The 20,716-nt window shown below is 32.7% G+C and carries 18 protein-coding genes, 2 tRNA genes and 1 other RNA gene; 11 read left to right on the top strand and 10 right to left on the bottom strand.

The annotated features are described in order from the left end of the window. Nucleotides 1-26: 26 nt before the first annotated feature. Nucleotides 27-103: transfer RNA gene (locus ACI32A_RS00960), tRNA-Arg, on the bottom strand. Nucleotides 104-227: 124 nt separating this feature from the next. Between ACI32A_RS00960 and ACI32A_RS00955 the strand changes: the two genes are divergently transcribed. Beyond that, a complete protein-coding gene (locus ACI32A_RS00955; RefSeq protein WP_439753147.1) occupies nucleotides 228-1,061 on the top strand; it encodes an HAD family hydrolase in 834 nt (277 codons plus the stop codon). A gap of 35 nt (nucleotides 1,062-1,096) precedes the next feature. Here the strand turns inward: ACI32A_RS00955 and ACI32A_RS00950 are convergent. Beyond that, nucleotides 1,097-1,172 (bottom strand) — tRNA-Asn (locus ACI32A_RS00950). Between the two features lie 82 nt (nucleotides 1,173-1,254). On the opposite strand from ACI32A_RS00950, the gene ACI32A_RS00945 reads away from it, so the two are divergent. Continuing rightward, nucleotides 1,255-2,127 (top strand): Cof-type HAD-IIB family hydrolase, encoded by an 873-nt coding sequence (locus tag ACI32A_RS00945; RefSeq protein ID WP_439753146.1) that lies wholly within the window; start codon nucleotides 1,255-1,257, stop codon nucleotides 2,125-2,127. Nucleotides 2,128-2,131: 4 nt separating this feature from the next. Here ACI32A_RS00945 and ACI32A_RS00940 read toward each other — a convergent pair whose 3' ends face one another. Beyond that, nucleotides 2,132-3,169, bottom strand: coding sequence for a M42 family metallopeptidase (locus ACI32A_RS00940; protein ID WP_439753145.1), 1,038 nt, complete (start codon nucleotides 3,167-3,169; stop codon nucleotides 2,132-2,134). A 51-nt stretch (nucleotides 3,170-3,220) separates the two neighbouring features. On the opposite strand from ACI32A_RS00940, the gene ACI32A_RS00935 reads away from it, so the two are divergent. Further along, the gene (locus tag ACI32A_RS00935; protein ID WP_439753144.1) at nucleotides 3,221-3,757 is read left to right on the top strand and encodes a nitroreductase family protein; all 537 of its coding nucleotides are present in this window, start codon (nucleotides 3,221-3,223) and stop codon (nucleotides 3,755-3,757) included. Between the two features lie 31 nt (nucleotides 3,758-3,788). Here ACI32A_RS00935 and ACI32A_RS00930 read toward each other — a convergent pair whose 3' ends face one another. After that, the gene (locus ACI32A_RS00930) at nucleotides 3,789-6,170 is read right to left on the bottom strand and encodes a transglycosylase domain-containing protein (RefSeq protein ID WP_439753143.1); all 2,382 of its coding nucleotides are present in this window, start codon (nucleotides 6,168-6,170) and stop codon (nucleotides 3,789-3,791) included. A gap of 1 nt (nucleotide 6,171) precedes the next feature. Beyond that, the gene (gene recU / locus ACI32A_RS00925) at nucleotides 6,172-6,762 is read right to left on the bottom strand and encodes a Holliday junction resolvase RecU (protein ID WP_439753142.1); all 591 of its coding nucleotides are present in this window, start codon (nucleotides 6,760-6,762) and stop codon (nucleotides 6,172-6,174) included. A 107-nt stretch (nucleotides 6,763-6,869) separates the two neighbouring features. Between recU and ACI32A_RS00920 the strand changes: the two genes are divergently transcribed. The 3 genes from ACI32A_RS00920 to ACI32A_RS00910 all read left to right on the top strand — a co-directional run bounded on the left by ACI32A_RS00920 (nucleotide 6,870) and on the right by ACI32A_RS00910 (nucleotide 8,502). Beyond that, complete coding sequence (locus tag ACI32A_RS00920; RefSeq protein ID WP_439753141.1) at nucleotides 6,870-7,205, top strand: DivIVA domain-containing protein; 336 nt, start codon at nucleotides 6,870-6,872, stop codon at nucleotides 7,203-7,205. A 1-nt stretch (nucleotide 7,206) separates the two neighbouring features. Further along, an RNA gene (gene rnpB / locus ACI32A_RS00915) (RNase P RNA component class B) lies at nucleotides 7,207-7,542 on the top strand. Between the two features lie 84 nt (nucleotides 7,543-7,626). Continuing rightward, on the top strand, nucleotides 7,627-8,502 hold the full coding sequence (locus ACI32A_RS00910; protein WP_439753140.1) for a sugar phosphate isomerase/epimerase family protein: 876 nt from the start codon (nucleotides 7,627-7,629) through the stop codon (nucleotides 8,500-8,502). Between the two features lie 20 nt (nucleotides 8,503-8,522). Here ACI32A_RS00910 and ACI32A_RS00905 read toward each other — a convergent pair whose 3' ends face one another. The 3 genes from ACI32A_RS00905 to def are packed head-to-tail and all read right to left on the bottom strand — an operon-like array spanning nucleotide 8,523 to nucleotide 11,775. Continuing rightward, complete coding sequence (locus ACI32A_RS00905) at nucleotides 8,523-9,356, bottom strand: metallophosphoesterase (RefSeq protein WP_439753139.1); 834 nt, start codon at nucleotides 9,354-9,356, stop codon at nucleotides 8,523-8,525. A gap of 51 nt (nucleotides 9,357-9,407) precedes the next feature. Continuing rightward, a complete protein-coding gene (locus ACI32A_RS00900) occupies nucleotides 9,408-11,189 on the bottom strand; it encodes a ribonuclease J (RefSeq protein WP_439753138.1) in 1,782 nt (593 codons plus the stop codon). A 34-nt stretch (nucleotides 11,190-11,223) separates the two neighbouring features. Beyond that, entirely contained in the window at nucleotides 11,224-11,775 is a 552-nt protein-coding gene (gene def, locus ACI32A_RS00895) for a peptide deformylase (protein ID WP_439753137.1), read from the bottom strand. Nucleotides 11,776-11,863: 88 nt separating this feature from the next. Here def and ACI32A_RS00890 point away from each other — a divergent pair, with 88 nt between their 5' ends. From ACI32A_RS00890 to ACI32A_RS00875, 4 genes are read left to right on the top strand one after another with little or no spacing between them, the layout of a single operon-like run. Further along, on the top strand, nucleotides 11,864-13,072 hold the full coding sequence (locus ACI32A_RS00890) for an FtsW/RodA/SpoVE family cell cycle protein (RefSeq protein WP_439753136.1): 1,209 nt from the start codon (nucleotides 11,864-11,866) through the stop codon (nucleotides 13,070-13,072). A gap of 1 nt (nucleotide 13,073) precedes the next feature. Continuing rightward, the gene (gene coaD, locus ACI32A_RS00885) at nucleotides 13,074-13,541 is read left to right on the top strand and encodes a pantetheine-phosphate adenylyltransferase (protein WP_439753135.1); all 468 of its coding nucleotides are present in this window, start codon (nucleotides 13,074-13,076) and stop codon (nucleotides 13,539-13,541) included. After that, nucleotides 13,538-14,221: a ribonuclease III gene (rnc, locus tag ACI32A_RS00880; RefSeq protein WP_439753134.1), complete on the top strand. Its 684-nt coding sequence runs from the start codon at nucleotides 13,538-13,540 to the stop codon at nucleotides 14,219-14,221. The genes coaD and rnc overlap by 4 nt, the downstream gene beginning before the upstream one ends. Nucleotides 14,222-14,233: 12 nt before the next feature. Beyond that, nucleotides 14,234-18,502 (top strand): PolC-type DNA polymerase III, encoded by a 4,269-nt coding sequence (locus tag ACI32A_RS00875; protein ID WP_439753133.1) that lies wholly within the window; start codon nucleotides 14,234-14,236, stop codon nucleotides 18,500-18,502. A gap of 13 nt (nucleotides 18,503-18,515) precedes the next feature. On the opposite strand, the gene ACI32A_RS00870 is transcribed toward ACI32A_RS00875, so the two are convergent. Both ACI32A_RS00870 and ACI32A_RS00865 read right to left on the bottom strand, forming a co-directional pair. Continuing rightward, entirely contained in the window at nucleotides 18,516-19,397 is an 882-nt protein-coding gene (locus tag ACI32A_RS00870) for a PHP domain-containing protein (protein WP_439753132.1), read from the bottom strand. Nucleotides 19,398-19,407: 10 nt separating this feature from the next. Beyond that, nucleotides 19,408-20,112, bottom strand: a complete 705-nt coding sequence (locus tag ACI32A_RS00865) for a hypothetical protein (RefSeq protein WP_439753131.1) — start codon at nucleotides 20,110-20,112, stop codon at nucleotides 19,408-19,410. A gap of 48 nt (nucleotides 20,113-20,160) precedes the next feature. Here ACI32A_RS00865 and ACI32A_RS00860 point away from each other — a divergent pair, with 48 nt between their 5' ends. Beyond that, complete coding sequence (locus ACI32A_RS00860) at nucleotides 20,161-20,604, top strand: DUF3783 domain-containing protein (protein WP_439753130.1); 444 nt, start codon at nucleotides 20,161-20,163, stop codon at nucleotides 20,602-20,604. Nucleotides 20,605-20,716: the final 112 nt, after the last annotated feature.

The raw sequence follows: 20,716 nt of genomic DNA, 5'->3' as shown, positions 1-20,716 counted from the left end.
TGAGCTACAGAGACACTAAAAATAAATGGCGTGCCTGACAGGTCTCGAACCCGCAACCTTCAGAATCGGAATCTGACACTCTATCCAATTGAGCTACAGGCACATCTTAAATCATTATATAGCATAAAAAGTGAAAATTCTATGACAAAATATAATAATCATTTTACAGATTTCTTATTTGGTTCTTACAACACATTGTTAAAATTACACAAGAAAGAGAGGAAACTATGATTCAATTATTTGTATCAGATTTAGATGGAACTTTATTAAATGAATTGCATACAGTGGATGCATATATTTTGGACACATTAGAATTAATTCAATCGAATGGATATTTATTTTCATGCGCGACAGGACGTTCATTACACGAACATGAAGTTAATCGACTTCAATTAAAGTCTTTTTATCGAATTTGTATGAATGGTTCGTTGATTCGAAATCCAAAAGGAGAAATTTTATATTCAAAACCAATTAATCCTTTTTTCATAAAAGCAATGCTGGATGAATTCTGTGATTTAGATTTTGATTATGCCACCGAACAACAAACTTTGTCTATGATTTCAAGAGAAGAAAAAATAGAAAGATTTAAGCAAGAAGGATTTAAAGATCAAGCAGGTTCTCCTTTACGTATTCGAGACTTTTTTATGGATTATAAATTCAATCAATCTAAAGAAGAAATACTTCAACACAAAATCTACAAAATAAATTGTAGTATACAAAATCAGGAACTTATTTTAAAATATCAAAACTTTATATCAAATTATTCAAACTTAATTATCAATGCACCTGCCGAACAAAAACACTTTGAAATTACTTCTATAGAAGCAAATAAAGGAAAAGCTATTGCTTATTTAGCAAATTTTTTAAATATTAAAGAAGATGAAGTCATGGTTTTTGGAGATGGAGGGAACGACATAGAAATGCTATCTCGTTTTAAAAATTCTTATGCCATGGAAAATGGATGTGCGCATGCTAAAAATGCAGCCAGATATTTAATTGGAACAAATAAAGAATATGCTGTCTGCAATAAAATAAGAAATACATTGTCATTACAAAAATAAAAAAACATCTCTTTTCAGAGATGTTTATTTGCGAATGGCGCCTGAAACAAGACTCGAACTTGTGACCTGCCGGTTAACAGCCGGATGCTCTACCGACTGAGCTATTCAGGCATTTCCTTAACGCTCATATATATTATCACGCACTTTGTTAAGATGCAAGTCTTTTTTTCAAAAAATATGATAAAATAGAGTCATGTTTAAATATATTGTAATGGATATGGATGGAACTTTATTAAATTCCAAAAACGAAATCAGTGAAAACACAAAAAATATTTTGCTTTCTTATCAAAAAAAAGGCACACAGTTAATCTTGGCTAGTGGAAGAAGTTATCATCGATTATTGGATATTGCTCGTTCTTTGGATATGTTTACGTATGGAGGCTATTTTATTGAAGTTGATGGCATTGGTTATTACGATGTAAAAAATGATATACGTCATATATTAAAAACGATGGAAGTCCATGAATTTAAAGAATTGGTTTCGTATTTGATGTCTTTAGAAGTAGAAGTAGAAGTACAAGTATGTCAGGAAAATGCATTATATGCTTATATTCCACCTTGTTTGATTCCTATCAAAGAAAAATTAAAAAAAGAATGGAATTTAGACAAAGATCATCCTTTAACTGCAGGACCATGGAAAGAATTATTTGATATGCGAATTCCCTATAAACAAATTCATTATTTTCAAAATGTTAATGAAATAAAAGGAATCAGTTTAAAAGTCCAAATTATGGATTATGAAGAAAAAATTGAAGAAGTATATCAATTATTGAATCAAAAATTCAAAGGACAATATGAATTTTTTCGAACATCGTATCGACAAATTGAAATTCTTCCTTTTGGATATAGTAAAGGGAAAACACTTCAAAGAATTATGAAAATCAATCATGTTAGTTCTCGTGAAGTTATTGCGTTTGGAGACGGAGAAAATGACATTAGTTTATTTGAAGTTGCAGATTATTCATATGCCATGGGAAATGCACGAGACTATGTAAAAGAAAAAGCTAAATTTGTTACGAAAACCAATGATGAAGAAGGAATAGCTTACATACTAAAACAAGGATGAAAAATCATCCTTGTTGTGTAATATAAGCATATAATAAATACATTGTGTTAAAAATTCCATCCATATGACAACGCTCCATACCGTGGGAAGCATGAACACCTGGTCCAATTAAAGCTGTACGAACATTGTTTCCTCCTCTTTGCGCTGCTGAAGCATCGGAACTATATTTTGGAAAAATATCGATTACATATCGAATGTTGTTGTCTTTTGATAGTTGAATAAGGTTTGAAACCATTTCATAATCATATGGACCACTGGAATCTTTTGCACAAATTGAAACATCTTGTTCCGTACAATTTAAATCCAATCCTATGCAACCCATGTCCACCGCTAAAAACTGTACAATGTCTGCATCTATATAAGAACATCCATGTCCAACTTCTTCATAAGTAGAAAATATGATTTTTAGTGTGTGGTAAGGAATAATTTTGTGATCACTTATATATTTCAATAAACACAAAATCAAGCAACAAGAAATCTTATCATCATTGAATCTAGTTTTTATAAATCCACTTTCAGTAATGATGGTTTTAGGATCAATAAAGATATAATCACCCGTTTGAACACCTAATTTTTTAGTATCCTCTTTTGAATACGTAATTTCATCAATACGAATTTCCATATTTTCTTCATTTCTTTCACGAGTCAATGCATCATTATAAACATGTGAAGAACAAGATTTTGATAGAATAGTTCCTGTATATATTTTATTTTGTCTTGTAAGAATTTTACAATATTCTCCGTCTAATGTTGCACAATTCGGACCACCAATTTTTTCGAAACTCAATTTTCCGTCTTCTTGAATGGAACGGACCATTAATCCTAATGTATCTACATGTGCACCGATTCCATATACAACTTCATTTTTGCCATTAATTTTAACAATTAGATTTCCTTTTTCATTATATGAATAAGAAAACCCCATTTTTTTGATTTCATTTGCGATATAAGACGTAGCTTGTTTCGTGTAACCAGAAGGAGAATCAATCGCAAATAATTCATATATTACTTTTTCTAAATATTTTTTATCAAATTCCAACATGAAAAAACCTCCAATATTATTATAATATAATAAAAAGAAGGAGAACCAAATATGGAATTTAAACAAATTACAGAAAATAGAAAAAGCATCCGAAGTTATGAAAAATGTGATATCACAAAAGACGAAATTACAGAAATGATTCAATGTGCTCAATTGGCTCCCAGCTGGAAAAACAGTCAAACCACAAGATTTTATGTAGTGACAAGCCAAGAAATGCTTGAAAAAATGAAAACCAATGGATTGTCAAATTTTAATACCCAAAGAACATTGAATGTGTCTGTTTATATTGTTATCGCATTTGAAAAAAATATCAGTGGATTTAATGAGGATGGTACACCAACGAATGAAATGGGACAAGGATGGGGTTATTATGATGCTGGAATTGCGACCAATCAATTGCTTTTGAAAGCAACAGAAATGGGATATGGAACATTGGTTATGGGAATTCGCGATGAACAAACTATTCGTGAAAATCTCCAGATTCCATCTTCACAAATTATTACAGCTGTTATCAGTGTTGGAAAACCAAAAGTGATTCCAGAAAGAAATCCAAGAAAAGAAGTAGAAGATGTTTTAAAATGGGTATAAGAAAAGACAAGGCATAAAACCTTGTCTTTTCTTATAGAATATTTATTAGTTTTTGAATACCCATGAGAAATTTTCTAGGATCCATTAAAAACATACCCGTAGATGCATTTTCAGAAGCAATTTGACCAGGATCGCCACCGCTTTCTCCACCTGGATCTGGTGTTACAGGATCAGTTGGTGTATCTGGTTCTACAGGTGTGTCTGGCTCTACAGGATCGACTGGTTCTTCCGGCTCATCTGGTTCTTCTTCCATGATACAAGATTCACTTTCTTCATCCCATTGCCCACCATCGGCTTTACAAGCTTTTTCTTCTTCGGATTCTTCCTCTTCGACGGTAGTATCATCACCTTTACTCAGAAATTCCGTTTTTATGTATCCACCTTTATAAGGAGAAACACCATCAGGGACTTCAATATCATGATAATTATAATAATCTTGGCAGAAATCCAGTAAATTATGTGTAATCTGGAAGGCTGTTCCCTGCATCAATTCCGCATAAGAGAAATAATATCCCAATTTCTGATATTGTTGCGTAAATCCAGACCAAACTGCAATGGTGATTTCACTTGTATATCCAATAGACCATTCATCTTTATAAGTATAAGCAGGAATACCATATTGAAGACCATCTGTACCCCAGTCAGATGTACCAGATTTACCATAGGCAGTGTAATTAGGTGAAATTAACCATTCGTTTAAGTTTTGATAACCACCGGTTACAACATTTTCCAGTAAATAAGACATCATGAAAGCAGCTTCTTCTGAAATCAATTCATATTCTTCTGTATTTCCTTCAACTTCCAAACTATCAGAACGACGAATGACTTTTCGAACTGTATGCGCATTTACACGATTTCCTTTATTTGAGAAAATTGTATAAGCACTGGCTTGTTGAACTGGAGAAGCATACATATTGGCTCCACCAATCGCATATTGCTCAACAAATTCTTCATAAACATCTTGATCATAGCCAAGTTTTCTACAGAACTCAATCCAATAGTCATATCCTTTTTCATTGACTAAATCAATCATAGCAGCAGCTGCTGGACAGTTCTTTGAAACCCCTAAAGCACGTTTCAAAGTCATTTTTCCATCATATTTTCCATCGGAGTTATTTAAATTACTTCCTGTATGGAAATAATCCTTAGCTTTGTCATTTACAGTATGTTCTGTTGACCAGCCCAAAATATCAAATGTAGAAGAATAAGCTAACAAAGGTTTCATGGAAGAACCAGGTTGCTTACGATCGGTTGAATTATCGACTTTTACAGCATCTGTATGATATCGACGACCAGGACCAACTGCAATAATTTCACCTGTCTGACTTTCTATAACTGCAAATCCAATATCAAATTCATCTCTTGAAAAATCTACCACATTTCCCGCACAAATTTCATCGGCTTGTTTTTGGACGGCTTGATTACAAGTTGTATAAATATCCATAGGAATGATACCAGGATCTTGTCCTGTCAATGTGATGGTTTCACTAATTGCCTGATCAATGAAGGCTTCATTTGGATCACTGCTTGTCGATTCTTTATAATTTAAAGCAAAAGACAAATCCGTAGCTGAAGCTAATTTATATTCACTTTCTGAAATATATCCATGTTGCAGCATCAATTGTAAAGTGACATTTCGACGATCTTGAGCCAATTGCAGATGATCCACTTCTGTATCATACATATTTGCTAATGGATTATAGGTTCCGGGAGCATTGATACAACCAGCTAAGAAAGCAGCTTCACTTAAGTTCAATTGAGAAACATCTTTTCCAAAGAAATATTGAGCCGCTTTTTGGATTCCACGCGTATTGTTCCCTGAACCAAACCAAATTCGATTGACATAGTATTCGAATATTTCTTCTTTTCCAATGGATTGTTCTGCAATTAAGGACAAATAAATTTCCTGAATTTTTAGCTTTACTTGATCCAATTTACTAATGCTTCCTTTTGAAGTGATTAATTTTTCTTCCTGGTTTTTAGTAAAAGCATTGTCAATCATCTGCATTGTTAAAGTAGAACCACCTTGTGAAAAATCACCTGTTCTTAAATTTGTTAAAGCTGCAGAAATAAAACGAGGAAGGTCAAATCCATTGTGATCGAAAAAACGAGAATCTTCGATGGATAAAAAAGCATCTATTACGTTTTGTGGAATTTGTTCATATGTAATATCTTCACGGATTTCATCTCCGAATTCATACATCAAATTGCCATCACGATCATAAATACGTGAATTAGATAGAGTCGTTAATCCATCTTCTGAAAATCGCATTCCTTCTGGATCATTAATGACATTGACAAGAATAAAGAAAACAGAAATACATCCAACTAAAAAACATGTCAAAATCACAATGGCGAGTTTATTCCAAATATCAAGTTTTCTTCGTTTTTTTACCTTTGTTGTATTTGCCATATTATACATCCTCCTTAAAATATTTTGCATCCACTGCATCTAAATAAGAAAGCCTAGGATAAAGACCTTCTTTGATCACAATTCCGTGTTCAATAAACCAAGTATAAGGGATATAACTTTTTATAGCTTGTTCTAGTTCCTGAATTAATTCTTGACTATCAATTAAAAAGGTTTGTTCATGGGCATTAAATCGAACTAAGAAAAAGCCAATTCCTCCATGTAATTTTACTTTTTTTAAGTGCTCGATTTGATGAGAATGAATCATACTGATGGGAAACTGTGTTTTATTTTTTGTTTCCTTTGCTTCAAAATCAATATATTTTCCCCTATACACTCCATTATAATCTGTTGTAGAAGGACTTCGATAATAAGCCTCAACAATTTTCGCTTTATTACGAGCTGGATAATCAACTCGAACGACTTGAACAGGAGTTGGTTTTTTATAAATGAGGGCTCGATTGCATTCACGGTAAAATTCATTGGATTCATTTACATCGTTTTCAAGAAACATTCCCCTTTTTGAATGATGATCTTTTACAGTTGATGTACAATTTGGATAATCAATAGCCCCTGGATATTTGATTGTGCTCATCAAAAACATTATATATGAAAAGAAAGGAACATTCAAATTGCGGTTGATTTTTTCTATTTGAAAAGGCATAATAATTAATAGATTAAATACGATTGGGGGAAAGAATAATGTCTCAAAAACTAAATTTAACCGCAGAACAAATCTATGAAAAAGAATTTCATATTGATGTTAAAGGATATGCATCTGAAGAAGTTGATGTATTTTTAGATGAAATAATTGAAGATTATCAAAGCTATGATGAATCCATCGAAGAATTATCACAAGCAGTAATGCGTTATGAAGAAAAAATTAAAGAACTTCAACAAGAAATTTATACATTACAAAATGAAAATCAAAGCTTAAATGAAAAATTAGATTCACAACAAACTGGAAATTACGATCAAGTTGATATTTTGAAACGAATTGCCCGTTTGGAACAAGCTGTTTTCAATAAAGAAGATTAATCAAATTCGACAGTCGCTGACAATTTGTTAGAGGAAAGTCCATGCTCGCACAATCTGAGATGATTGTAGTGTTTGTGCTAGATGAATCAATAAGTCTAGGCAAGAAATTGACGGCTGTTCTTCAATCTAAGGTGTAAGCTATGAAAGAAGACTTTAAAAGTGCCACAGAGACGAGCTGATTTGGAAACAAATCAGGTGGAACGGGTAAACCCCACAAGCGAGAAACCCAAATTTGGTAGGGGAATCGATCGAAATGAAATGAAAGGACGATCGGAGGTCGAAAGACTTAGATAAATGACTGTCACTGGGTAACCAGAACAGAACATGGCTTATGAATTTGAACTCAAAAAACCGCTCATGCGGTTTTTTATTGGCTTGACATATAAGTTATAAAGATATAACATTTAATTGAGGTGATAAAATGAATTTAGGAATAATTAGTGATCAAATTGATTTAGATTTGAGTAAAGCTTTATCTATTATCAAAGAACAAGGATATGATACTGTTGAATTACATAGTGTCTTTGATAAACCTGTTGAAACATTAACAAAAGAAGAAGCAGTTCAAGCTAAAGAAATTTTAGATTCCTATGGAATGAAAGTATCTAACTTAGCAACAACCATTTTCTTTTTATGTCCATTGTATGAAAACGATGAAGTCACTTTGTTCAATGATGCATTTCATTGCATTAAAGGAAACGTTCAAGACCATTTAAATCAAATTGAAAACGCATGCCAAGTCGCAAAAATATTAGGATGCTACAAATTAAGAATGTTTCCATTCCGTTTTCCAGAAAATCGAATGGCTCCATTTGGAACACAAAAAGACATGGAAACCATTTGCTCATACTTTAAACAAGCAGCGGATATTGCACAACAATTTGATTGTGAATTAGTCATTGAAAATTGTCCTTATTCTCATTGTCCAAAAGGAGAAATGACTCTAAAATTATTCAAAATGTGCAATCACCCAAATTTAAAGTTGTTATGGGATCCAGCTAATTCATATCGAGCCATTCAAAAACAAGTAGAAGACCAATATTTACATAAAACACTTAGAGAAGAACTAGAATTGATTTATCCATATATTGGCCACATACACATCAAAGATTATCACTATGATGCATCTTTAGATAAACCATTCGATCACAAACCAATTTATTCAGGTGATATTGATTTTGATATTTTATTTGATTATTTAAAAGAAAAGAATTATCCATATACTATTTCATTAGAACCGGAAGTATCTTTTGAAGACAGCATTCTTTGTTTACAACGATTAAAACAAAAATTTTAGGAGAATCCAAAGTGATTCTCCTACTTTTGTTTTAAAACGATATAAATAATTTGGGGACTTGATAATAATCGAGCTTTAATATTTGAGCATCCCACTCCATTTGAAAGAATATAAGAAAAAGAGAGTTCTTCCATTAAAGAAGAATTCAATTTTAAAGAACCTTCTACTTCTTTATATCCTCCTATAAATGGAAACGTAATTTGTGTTGCATGGGAATGCCCTGCAATGGCATAGTCAATAAAAGCATTAGAAAGACAATCATCCATTAAATAATCAGGTTGATGTGTAATTAATAATGTATAACTCTCTAAACTGGCGTTTTTGGCAATGTAATCAGTGTTTTCATATAAACCCATTAATTGAATACTTTGATTCGTATGATTACTGATTTTTGTATATGAATCTTGTAAAACTTCGATTTGACAGGAATTATAAATACGATTCACAACATCTAAATGTTCTAAATCTTTTTCACCATAAACCGCAAATTTACCTAATGGTGCTTCGATTGCATCAAAAATTAAAATGAGCTCATTGATTTCTTCTTCTGTAATAGCATATCCCGTTTCAATTAAGTCACCGCCAAAGATGAGTACATCAGGATGGAGATTTTTTATTTTTGTGAAAATGTAGTCAACGTCATTTTGAAGTTCACCAAACTGCAAATCTGTAAAATAAGCAATAGTCACATCATCTAAATCTGCTGGAATTTTAGAATCTTTTAAAGTAATGTAATCAACTTGCAAGGAAAAAGGATTTACTTTAAAAGCTCGATATAAAGCTACATTTAAACTAATGGAAATACACATCAAAATGCCGATGAGAACAATAAGTTGTTTTCTATATCGATTCATAAGTAATTTTCATTTTATCATAAACCAAAAAAAAAATAACCCCATAAGAGGTTATTGAACATCGAATTTCTTTTTTCGATAATTTTTACGATTCGCAGCTAATTCCTCCATTGTTTGTTTCGAATTAATAATAACAGGAATAACAATTGGATTTCGGTGCGTTTTCTTATATAAGAAAGGTTCTAAAGTTGAACGAACACAGTTTTTGATTTCAGAGAACGTAATTTTTTCTTTCATTTTTTCTTGTAAAGAATTATAAACAATAGTTTCTGCTTCTTTAATCAATCCCTGTGAATCCTTTATAAAGACAAAACCACGAGAAACGATAACAGGTTTCATTAAAATTTTATTGATTTTTGAATCAATGGCAATAATAACCGCTACCAAACCATTATCGGCTAAAATACGACGATCTTTTAGAACGGCTGTAAATAAACCAGAAATATCATTTCCGTCAACATAAATATCATCGCCCTGATATCGCCAGTTGCTCTGAATTACCTGATGATTTCTTAGAATTAAAATATCTCCATTTGCACAGATAAAAATATTTTCTTCTGGAATTCCCACTTCCATGGCTGTACGACGATGCAACATCAACATCTTAAATTCTCCATGGATTGGCATAAAATAACGAGGACGAATTAAATGCAACATTAATTTTTGTTCTTCTTTGCTGGCATGTCCTGTTGTATGCAAATTATTCAAAACAGATTTTGTCAAAACAGTAGCACCGGATCTGAATAATTTATCAATAACTTTATTGACACTGGATGCATTACCAGGAATTGGATTACTTGAAAATATAATGGTGTCTCCTGGTTTTAAATGAATAAAACGATGTGTTCCGTTGGCAATTCGACTTAAAGCTGCCAATGGTTCTCCTTGTGAACCGGTGCAAAGAATACATATTTTATTATCAGGTGTATGAGCTAAATCTTCTACCGATAACAAGTCATTGTTTCTTATGTGGATGGTACCCATTTTACGTCCGATATCCACAACATTTTCCATACTACGACCAAAAACAATAACTTTTCGACCACATTTTATAGCTGCATCAATAATTTGTGCGACACGATGTACATTGCTGGCAAAAGTAGCAACAATTAATCTTTGTTTGGTTTTTCTAAAAATGTCATTGATTTCGTTGGCTACTTTAGTTTCTGAAATAGAAAAATCCTCAATGGCAGAATTTGTTGAATCAGATAATAATAAATCTGGATTCAAAGCCCCAATATATGCCATTTTCTGATAATCGGCATTGGTTCCCACAGGCGTTAAATCAAATTTAAAGTCTCCAGTATGAACGATAGAACCATTTGGTGTTGTAACCAATACTCCCAATGAATCTGGAATCGAATGAATGGTATTAAAGAAACCAATTGTAAAATAACGAGTTTTGATGCTGGAATCTTCATTGATTTCAATGATTTTTGTGTTTTCCAGTCCTTTATATTCACTTAATTTTTTATGTATCAATGCTTTTGCGAAGCGTGGTGCATAAATCGCATCCACTTTAATTTGCTGAAGTAAAAAAGGAATTCCCCCAATATGGTCTTCATGACCATGTGTAATCACAAGAAATTTTCTTTTTTTGTTCATACGAATTAAATGATGATAATCAGGAATGACATAATCCACGCCTAATAAATCATCGCCAGGAAAGAGTACCCCGCAATCAATGATACAAATTTCATTTTCATGTTCAAAACAATACATATTTTTTCCAACTTCACCCAATCCACCAAGTGCATAGATTAATGTATCTTCTTGTTGAACGATATTATTTGGAATATTACGTTTTGTTTGAACGAATAGTTTTTGTGGCATAATGACCTCTTTCTAAAAAATGAAAAAGACAGAATTAAATAACTTCTGCCTCTTCGTCTTCTTTCCATGGATTATTTTCATCAATTCGATCATAGAATAAAGTACCTGATAAATGATCAATTTCATGTTGCAAAGCAATTGCGAAATATCCCTCGGCACTAATTACTACATTTTTATCTTGAATCAAATCATAGCCACGAACTTTAATACGTGCATGTCGAAAAACATGTCCAGGGTGTTCATCTTTAACAGAAAGACAACCCTCGCCGTTTTCTAAATATCCAACTTGAGCGGATTCTGATATTATTTTTGGATTTGCGAGAGCTACTTCATCAACACCATCTTCATAAGGAATGACCACCGCAATAAGCTGTTTAGGAATTCCAAGTTGAATAGCGGCAATTCCAACAGCTGCCTGTAAATTATCTCTTTGTGCGATTTCCGGGTCCTGTGAATCTCGTACATATGTTAACATGCTTGACAGGAGTTCTTTGTCTTGTTCGTTTAATGGTAATGAAACCAATTCGCTTTTTTGTCGAATTCTGGGATCACTATCCAAAATTATATTACTGCTTGTAATTTTCATAGCTTTTTCCCTCGTGAATATAATATATGTTTTTTTGAAAATTTACAAGTCATTCGTTTTATGTGGTCAAATATGATAAAATGATTGCATGGCTAAAAAAAAGAAAATTAATTTCAATTTTACACTTGAAAAAAATAGTGACCCTGTTATTAATCTGGCAATTTTTGGATTAATGATGTATGGAACATTCATGATTGTTTCAACAAATGTTGGACAAACAACAAATAATTCGATGGTTGTTCTTACTTCTTTAGGAAAACAATTGTTTTTTGTGGCAAGTGCTTATGTCGTAATGATTGTGGTCAATAGAATCTTTACATTTGAACGCTTTCGCTTTTTTCAATCCATTGTCACGATTGCAATGATGGCACTATTGTTTATTCCTCAATTTTTTGCGGAAAGCGGAGGATCAAAATCCTGGATTCGATTAGGGCCTTTATCATTGCAGCCCTCAGAATTTGCCAAACCAATGATTGTAGTAACCATTGCTTATGCACTTTATTCTATAAAAAATCATCCCAAACGAATCAATAAATTCTTTACGCTTTATCGTGTACCGATTATTGTTTTCGTAATTTGTTTTTTTGAAATACTAGCTCAAAAAGATATTGGAACCCTATTGATATTTACTATGATATCTTTTGTTTGTTTTATTTCCATTGATTTTCCAAACATTCGAAAAACCACGAAAATGTTAATTCGTCTTTTCTTTATAGGCATACTCTTTTTATTGGTTTTCTTTTGTTTTACGGATATAGGAACCAATTTCATAGCACGGATTCCTTTTTTATCTCATATTGCCACGCGATTTGAAAATATGAAAAATCCATATAATGATGTATATTACGAAGGATATCAGCCTGCAAATGCTTTATATGGAATTGCGAATTCGAATATCATTGGACAAGGAATTGGCAATTCTATGAGAAAATATGGATATTTAACACAAGCTGATAATGACTATATATTTGCAGTATTGATTGAAGAAACTGGAATTATTGGTTTGGGTTTATTGCTTTTTTTGTACGGAGCTTTATTTATTCGACTCTTTTATTATGCTTTTAAAACCAATTCCATGGAATACAAAGTGATATTGGCTGGAAACGCGACATATTTATTTATGCACTTTTTCTTGAATATTGGAGGCGTTACTTGTCTGATTCCTATGACAGGTGTACCTTTATTATTTATTAGCTCTGGAGGCTCGGCTCTATGGGCGATTAGTATGATGTTTGGCATATCACAAAAATGTATTAGTGATATTCGAACGCGTGAATTAAAAAAAGGAGGCGCTTAAGATGATGATTGCGGCTTTTTGTGGAAGCTTTGATCCTGTGACAAAAGGACACATTGATATAATTGAGCGAGCAAGTCAAATGTTTGATCAGGTATATGTCTTTCTTTCAAAAAATTCAGAAAAAAAAGAAACATTTTCTTTTGAACAAAGAATGAAATGGCTAAGTCAGTCTTGTGCTCATTTATCCAATGTGATTTGTCAAGAACAAAAGGGATTGAGCATCGATGCATGTCATCGAGTTCATGCAACAGTTTTTATACGAGGTATTCGCAATACTATTGATTTTGAATATGAAAAAAATATAGCAGCGATGAATTCTTTACTTGATTCTTCGATAGAAACAATTTGTTTATTTACGAAAGAAGAATATGCACATTGTTCGAGTTCAAATGTAAAAGAATTATGGAAATATCATCAAGATATTTCTTCACTGGTACCAGATTGCGTTTCAAAGGAGTTAACAAAATGAAGTCATTTACACAATGGATGGATTTAAATCATTATCCACATAAAAATGAAAAACTATATATTGAAGCATGTACGCATTCTTCTTATGCTAATGAACACCATAAAGAAGGAAGTGACAATGAACGCTTGGAATTTATGGGTGATGCGGTCCTTCAAATTTGGAGTGCCTATCAACTATATCAAATGAAACCCGAATTAAGAGAAGGCACGATGACGACTTTAAGAGCTCAAACGGTTTGTGAAGCTACTTTAGCTAAGCTCAATAAACAATTGGGATGGTATGAATATTTACGACTGGGAATTGGAGAAGAAAAAACGGGAGGTCGTATGCGTTTGAGTTTGTTAGCTGATCAATTTGAAGCTTGTATTGGAGCTATTTATATTGATCAAGGCTATGAATTAGTCAATGAAATACTGACAAAATATATGAAGCCACTCATTGGAACCGTAAAAGACGAAGAAGTAACGGATTATAAGACACATCTTCAGGAAGTGATTCAAGCCGATAGTCGTAAAACTATTCAATATCGTTTATTAGAGGAAACAGGGCCAAGTAATGCACCAACTTTTACAATGGGTGTTTATTTAGATGATATTTTATTGGGAAAAGGGACAAGCACAACAAAGAAAAAAGCGGAACAAAAAGCAGCAAAAAATGCGTTTGAAAAAATGGCAAAATAGAAAGGATCAAAAATGAATGTCTGGAAAGTATTGAGTTCTATTTTAAGTGAAGACCTGGGAGTATATCTTGAAAAAGCAACTTTTGCGAAGAAACCACAATATCATTCATTAAAAAAATTACTGGAACTCGAAATACAGTGTGATTCGGTTTTTCCTTTTGCGGTTTATGAACAAATTGTTCATCAATTAAAGATGTATTTTCAAGTACACGTAAACGTGATAATACATACAATAAATTCTTCAATTTCTGTTGATGAATTGTATTTATATATAGAAAAGCTGATTGATTCGCAAAATTCACTTCGTGAATTTCGTTTTATTCATCCTTATATGGAAAACGATCTTGTTTATTTTTCAACAAAGAATGAAGAACGCTATGCGAATTTAAATAAATCATTATCAAATTTAAAACAAGGATTACTTCAATTTGGTATTGAAATGGAAATGAAATGTGAACTGGTTATGGATAATGAAGAAATTGAAACAAATGTTCTAGATGTTCCCATTAAACCAAAAGAAGAAAAGAAAACCTATATAAGAGAAGCTAAAACAGAATGTAAAATCAGTGAACTTCAAGTGGGAATGAAAAATATTGTCTTTGAGGGACATATTTTTTCGATAGAAAATAAAGTCTTGAAGAGTAAAAAAACTTTGCAGCAATTGTATATCAGTGACTATCAAGATGCGATTATTGCCAAACGATTTGAATCGGCGCGTTGTCCTATTGAAGAAATTGAAAGCATTTCAAAAGGACAGTTTGTCCGTGTTACAGGCGATGTCGTTTATGATACGTTTTTGAAGTGTAACAGTGTCATGGTTACTAAACTTGAACCAATCAAAGAGCTTAAAAGAATGGACATGGCACAGGAAAAACGAGTGGAATGGCATGTCCATTCAACGTTTTCTGAAATGGATGGGGTTTGTTCCATTGAAGAATATATTCAAACAGCATATGATTGGGGAATGGATGCCATTGGAGTTTGTGATCATCAAGTGGTACAGGCCTTTCCTATGGCACAGCATAAAGTAGCTGCTTTAAATAAAAAGAATCCCAATCGTTCTTTTCAAATGCTGTATGGATGTGAAATGTTGATGGTGGATCCAGAATATAAAATTGTTTTCAATAATGATCATAGAAAACTAGAAGATGCTACTTTTGTGGTTTTTGACTTAGAAACAACGGGATTATCACAGCGACTGGATAAAATTATTGAATTTGGGGCTGTCAAGATGAAGCATCGAGAAGTTATTGCGACCAAGCAAGTATTTGTCAATCCTGAAAGAAGCATTCCTGCTCATATTTCTAATTTGACAAATATTAAACAAAGTGATGTCAATAATGCTAGGACCATTAAACAAGTGTTGCCGGAATTACTGGATTTTATTGGTGATTCGATTTTAGTGGCCCATAATGCGACTTTTGATGTTGGATTTATGAATGCAGCTTGTAGAGAATGTGGCTATCCAGAATTGAAAAATCCATTTATTGATACGCTTCCTTTGTCTTATGCACTCTTAGAAACAAAACGATATAATTTAGGAAGTGTATGTCGTCATTATGGCGTGAATTATGATGGAGAAGGCGCCCATCGAGCCGATTATGATGCCCGTGTATTATCACAGGTTTTGTGTCATATGATGAATGACTTAGGTAGCGAATCGAGTCTGGATTCTTTAATGGAACTTCAAAAAGAAGATAGTTTCAAAAAGGTTCGTCCGAGTCATGTGACTGTATATGCGAAAAATAAAGAAGGACTGAAAGAATTATTTGAGTTGATTACTTTATCTCATACAAAATATTTAGCTTATAGTTCTACGAGTTCAGAGCCTCGTATTCTTCGCAAAGAAATTGAAGAAAAAAGAAAAAATGGAAATTTATTGATTGGGTCTTCTTGCCAAAATGGAGAAATATTTGAATTAGCACATACACGCAGTCAACAAGATTTAAAAAAGGCAATGGTTTTTTATGATTACATTGAAATACAGCCATTGACTTGTTACAAAAATTTGCTGGATCGAAATTCTATTAACAGTATTCAAGATTTAAAACAAATTTTATTGTTTATCATTGAAGCAGCGCAGAAATTAAATCTTAAAGTTATTGCTTCTAGCGATGCACACTATGTTCATCCACATCAAAAACGAGTACGCGATATTTATATTAATGCCAAAGCCATTGGAAATTCCAGACATCCTTTATATATTTATAATGATGTTAAGCGAAGGGCCATTAGTGCACCGGATCAGCATCTATTGACAACCAATGAAATGCTGGATGCCTTTGATTGGTTAGATCCGGACTTAGCTTATGAAATTGTAATCAAAAATACACAGTGGCTAAAAAAACAAATGGAACCTGTTTATCCAATTAAAGATAAATTATATCCACCTGATATTGAAGGATCGGATCAAAAGTTAAGAGACATTTGTTTTGAAACAGCACATCAAACATATGGAGAGCAACTACCATCAATTGTAGAAGCTCGTTTAAAACGTGAATTAGATAGTATCATAGGACATGGATACTATGTGGTTTATTATATTTCGCATTTACTTGTAAAGAAAAGTAACGACGATGGCTATTTAGTGGGATCTCGTGGTTCAGTGGGTTCTTCTTTTGTGGCTACTATGTCCGGAATTACAGAAGTCAATCCATTAAAGCCACACTACGTCTGTAAAAAGTGTCATCACTATGAATTTTTTGAAGATGAAGTGGGAAAATCTGGATTTGATTTACCAGATAAAATTTGTCCTGTATGTGGTTCTGTCATGCGAGGAGATGGACAAGATATTCCTTTTGAAACTTTCTTAGGCTTTGAAGGAGATAAAGTTCCAGACATTGATTTGAATTTTTCTGGAGATTATCAACCCAAAGCCCATGCCTATACAAAAGAAGTATTTGGAGACGACCATGTTTTTCGTGCTGGAACAGTCGGAACAGTTCAGGAAAAAACGGCTTATGGATATATTAAAGGCTATGAAGAAGAAATGGGAATTACAGAAGGTTATAGTGAAGCCAAGCGCATTGATCTGGCTAAGTGCTGTGAAGGTGTAAAGCGAACAACAGGGCAGCATCCAGGAGGTATTGTTGTGGTTCCTTTGGATATGGATGTCCATGATTTTACGCCGGTTCAATATCCAGCAAACAATCCCAATGCAGAATGGAAAACAACGCATTTTGACTTTCATCAAATTCATGACAACATTTTAAAATTTGATATTTTGGGTCACGTAGATCCAACGGCTATGAAAATGATGGAAAGAATTTCTGGTATTGATGTTAAAACAATTCCGATGAATGACAAAGCAACAATGTCCATTTTCTCTTCGGTGGATGCTTTAAATATTGATACAACACATTATAATCAAGTAACAGGGGCAGCAGGTCTTCCTGAGTTTGGTACACCTTTTGTTCGAGGAATACTGGAAATGACCAAGCCAACAACATTTGCTGAATTAGTTACTATTTCTGGTTTGTCGCATGGAACGGATGTATGGCTTGGAAATGCAAAGGATTTAATTGATAATGGAACATGTAAATTAAATGAAGTTATTGGATGTCGTGATGACATCATGGTGGATTTAATTGGATATGGTCTTCCTTCAAAAATGTCTTTTACCATCATGGAAAGTGTCCGAAAAGGAAAAGGATTAAAGCCTGAGTGGATAGAGGAAATGAAGAAACACAATGTACCGGATTGGTATATTGATTCTTGTTTAAAAATCAAATATATGTTCCCTAAGGCCCATGCCGTTGCTTATGTAATGATGGCTGTTCGTATTGCATGGTTTAAAGTACATATGCCATTGGTTTATTATTGCCAATATTTTAGTATTCGATGCGATGCCTATGACATTCAAACTATGATAGCTGGAGAAGAAGCCATTCGACAAAGAATGTCGGACATTAAACGAGCTCGTGAAGACAAGACACGTAATGTATCCGATAAAGAAAATGCGATTTATGATGTTTTAGAATTGGCACTGGAAATGACTTTAAGGGGATATCATTTTTCAAATGTATCAATTAATCGAAGTGCTGCCAATGAATTTATTTTAGATCCAGGCGATGATAAGGCCATTATTCCACCGTTTACTAGTTTAGACGGACTTGGAGATAACGTAGGTAAATCTGTGGTACAAGCACGTAATGATCGTCCTTTCTTGTCAAAAGAAGATGTTTTAAAGCGAACACAGTTATCGAAAACGTTATTGGATAAATTAGATCAAATGGGTTCTTTAGAAGGATTGGATGAAGAAAATCAAATGACTTTGTTTTAAAAAGACGCGAAATTTATCGCGTCTTTATAAATTGAATTAATTTTGTTTCATCTTCTAAAGGCATTTGACAATCACCCATATGAATATGTGGCTTTGTTTTTCCATGGAAATCCGAACCAGCACTCATGATTAAATGATGCTGGAATGCTTTTTGTTTGTAATATTCAATTTGTTCTTTTGAATGATAGGAACTATAAACTTCTAATCCATCAATACCCAAAGCAATGATATCTTCTAACAATGCTTCATCTTCTTTGACGTTATTTCCTGGATGGGCTAATGAAATAAAAGCATTCTGACTTCTGAAAATTTGTATAATATCTTCCATGGAAATAAATTCCATTGGAGAATAAGCCATTTTCCCTTTCGCACAATATTCCCAGAAAAAATCAACATAAGGTGAAATACCATGTTTTTTACCTGGACGAAATTCTCTTAAATATGGATTGTCATCATTTTCGGGCATAGCTAAAGCCACTTCACAAACAGATTCGGCTTCATAGACGCCATTTGGACGAAGTTTCTTAAGCTTTTCCATATCGATTTGAATTCCCATTTGATTTTGAATGATTTCCAATCGTTTTAATCCAGATTCTTTTTCCATTTGCGATACTTTATTTTCTAATTCTTTCCAGATGGAATCAAATGGATCAATGAAGTAACCTAAAATATGAAAGTCTTTATCATGGAATGTGCAATCCACTTCTATTGCAGGGATGACTTCAATTCCCTGGTGTTCTATAGATTTCAAATCTTCATATGCTTTTGTGCTATTGTGATCGGCAATTGCAATGGTAGAAATATGATTTTTAGAAGCAATCTCTAATAATTCCTTTACTTTTTTTTCACCATCTAAGCTGTAAATAGAATGCATGTGTAAATCAATTTTGTTCATGTTGGTCTCCTTAATATGATTCTAAATCATCGGGAAATGAAATAGATGATAGTGAATTAATGTCTGAAATTTGGCAATCAAGTTTTATATTGACATCCATAGATTGATCGTCATAAGCTAAATAACCTTTGAGTTGAAAAGACAAAGACTTAATGAATTCATTTTGAAGTTCTACAATGATTTTTCCTTCTGAAACAGATAAAGTTCCCATGGAATCCAACAAAGTCGCTAATTCTTTTTCGTTGAGTTCCAAAGTAATGGTATTTCCTTTTCTTGAAGTCGATTCAAATAAGGAAACCAATTCATCGTCGGTATAATCTAAGAAAATGTTATAAACAGATATTTTTTGATTCGGTGATAAACCAATGTTCTCGACCACACTTTGTGAAGTAACATCCATATTTTTTAAATATGTTTTACCGTCTTTTATAAAAAATTGTAAATAGTTTTCTACAGTATTATTTCCAGATGTTAAATCCATATTGATAGCTACTTGAAGATTACCGGTCTGAATGATTTGCATATCCAATTCAATTGTGCTTTTATCATCGGTATTCATCGAAAAGGTTCCGGTTATATGGCCAGAATCGGCTTCCAGTGTTTGATCAAAAGCATTAAATACTTTAACTACATCGTCCTGGTTGACTTTTTTGGAACAAGAACATAAGCTTATGAGTAAACAAATGGATAGGATTTGTGTTATTACTTTTTTCATAAGTACCTCCATTGGTATTGTATAAATAATTTAGGAGTGTGTCAAAATATGTTATTTGGATATGTTAGAAAAGAGGACCGTACTTTATTACTGGATTTGGATTTTCAATGGATAGATGATCATTCTTTATTTGTGAAAATGAAAGATTTGGATTCGAATGATACAAATTTATATTCTCATAAAAATTTTGTATATATCACAAAAGAAAGTGAACATGATTTAGATCGTCTTTTTCGAATTCTCAAGGAAGCAAAAATTGAAAAAGTGGCAGTTGAAACGGATTCTAATCGAAATTGGACACTTAAGAAATTAATGGATGAAATTGAAAAGGAGCATGAGTATTTAATGCTTCGAAAAGAGTTGATGGAAAAACTAAAAGGCATTCCGGGAAAAGAAGCAAAGTTATTGTTGAATGAATTATTGACAAAGGATGTGAGTATGCATCGTCTAAAACAGATTCAGTTTAAAATCAAAAAAGAAGACTTGAAATGAGCTACATAGTTAGCTTTTTTTTATTCTTCTCTTGACTATTTTATAAATGTTGAGTAATATAATCCTGTTTTCGACAGTTAGTTAAAATAAAATGGGCGAAATTCCTTTAAAA

It is taken from the genome of Floccifex sp. (assembly GCF_051873555.1).
GTDB lineage: Bacteria > Bacillota_I > Bacilli_A > Erysipelotrichales > Erysipelotrichaceae > Floccifex.
This window is presented reverse-complemented; position numbering and strand designations above follow the sequence as displayed.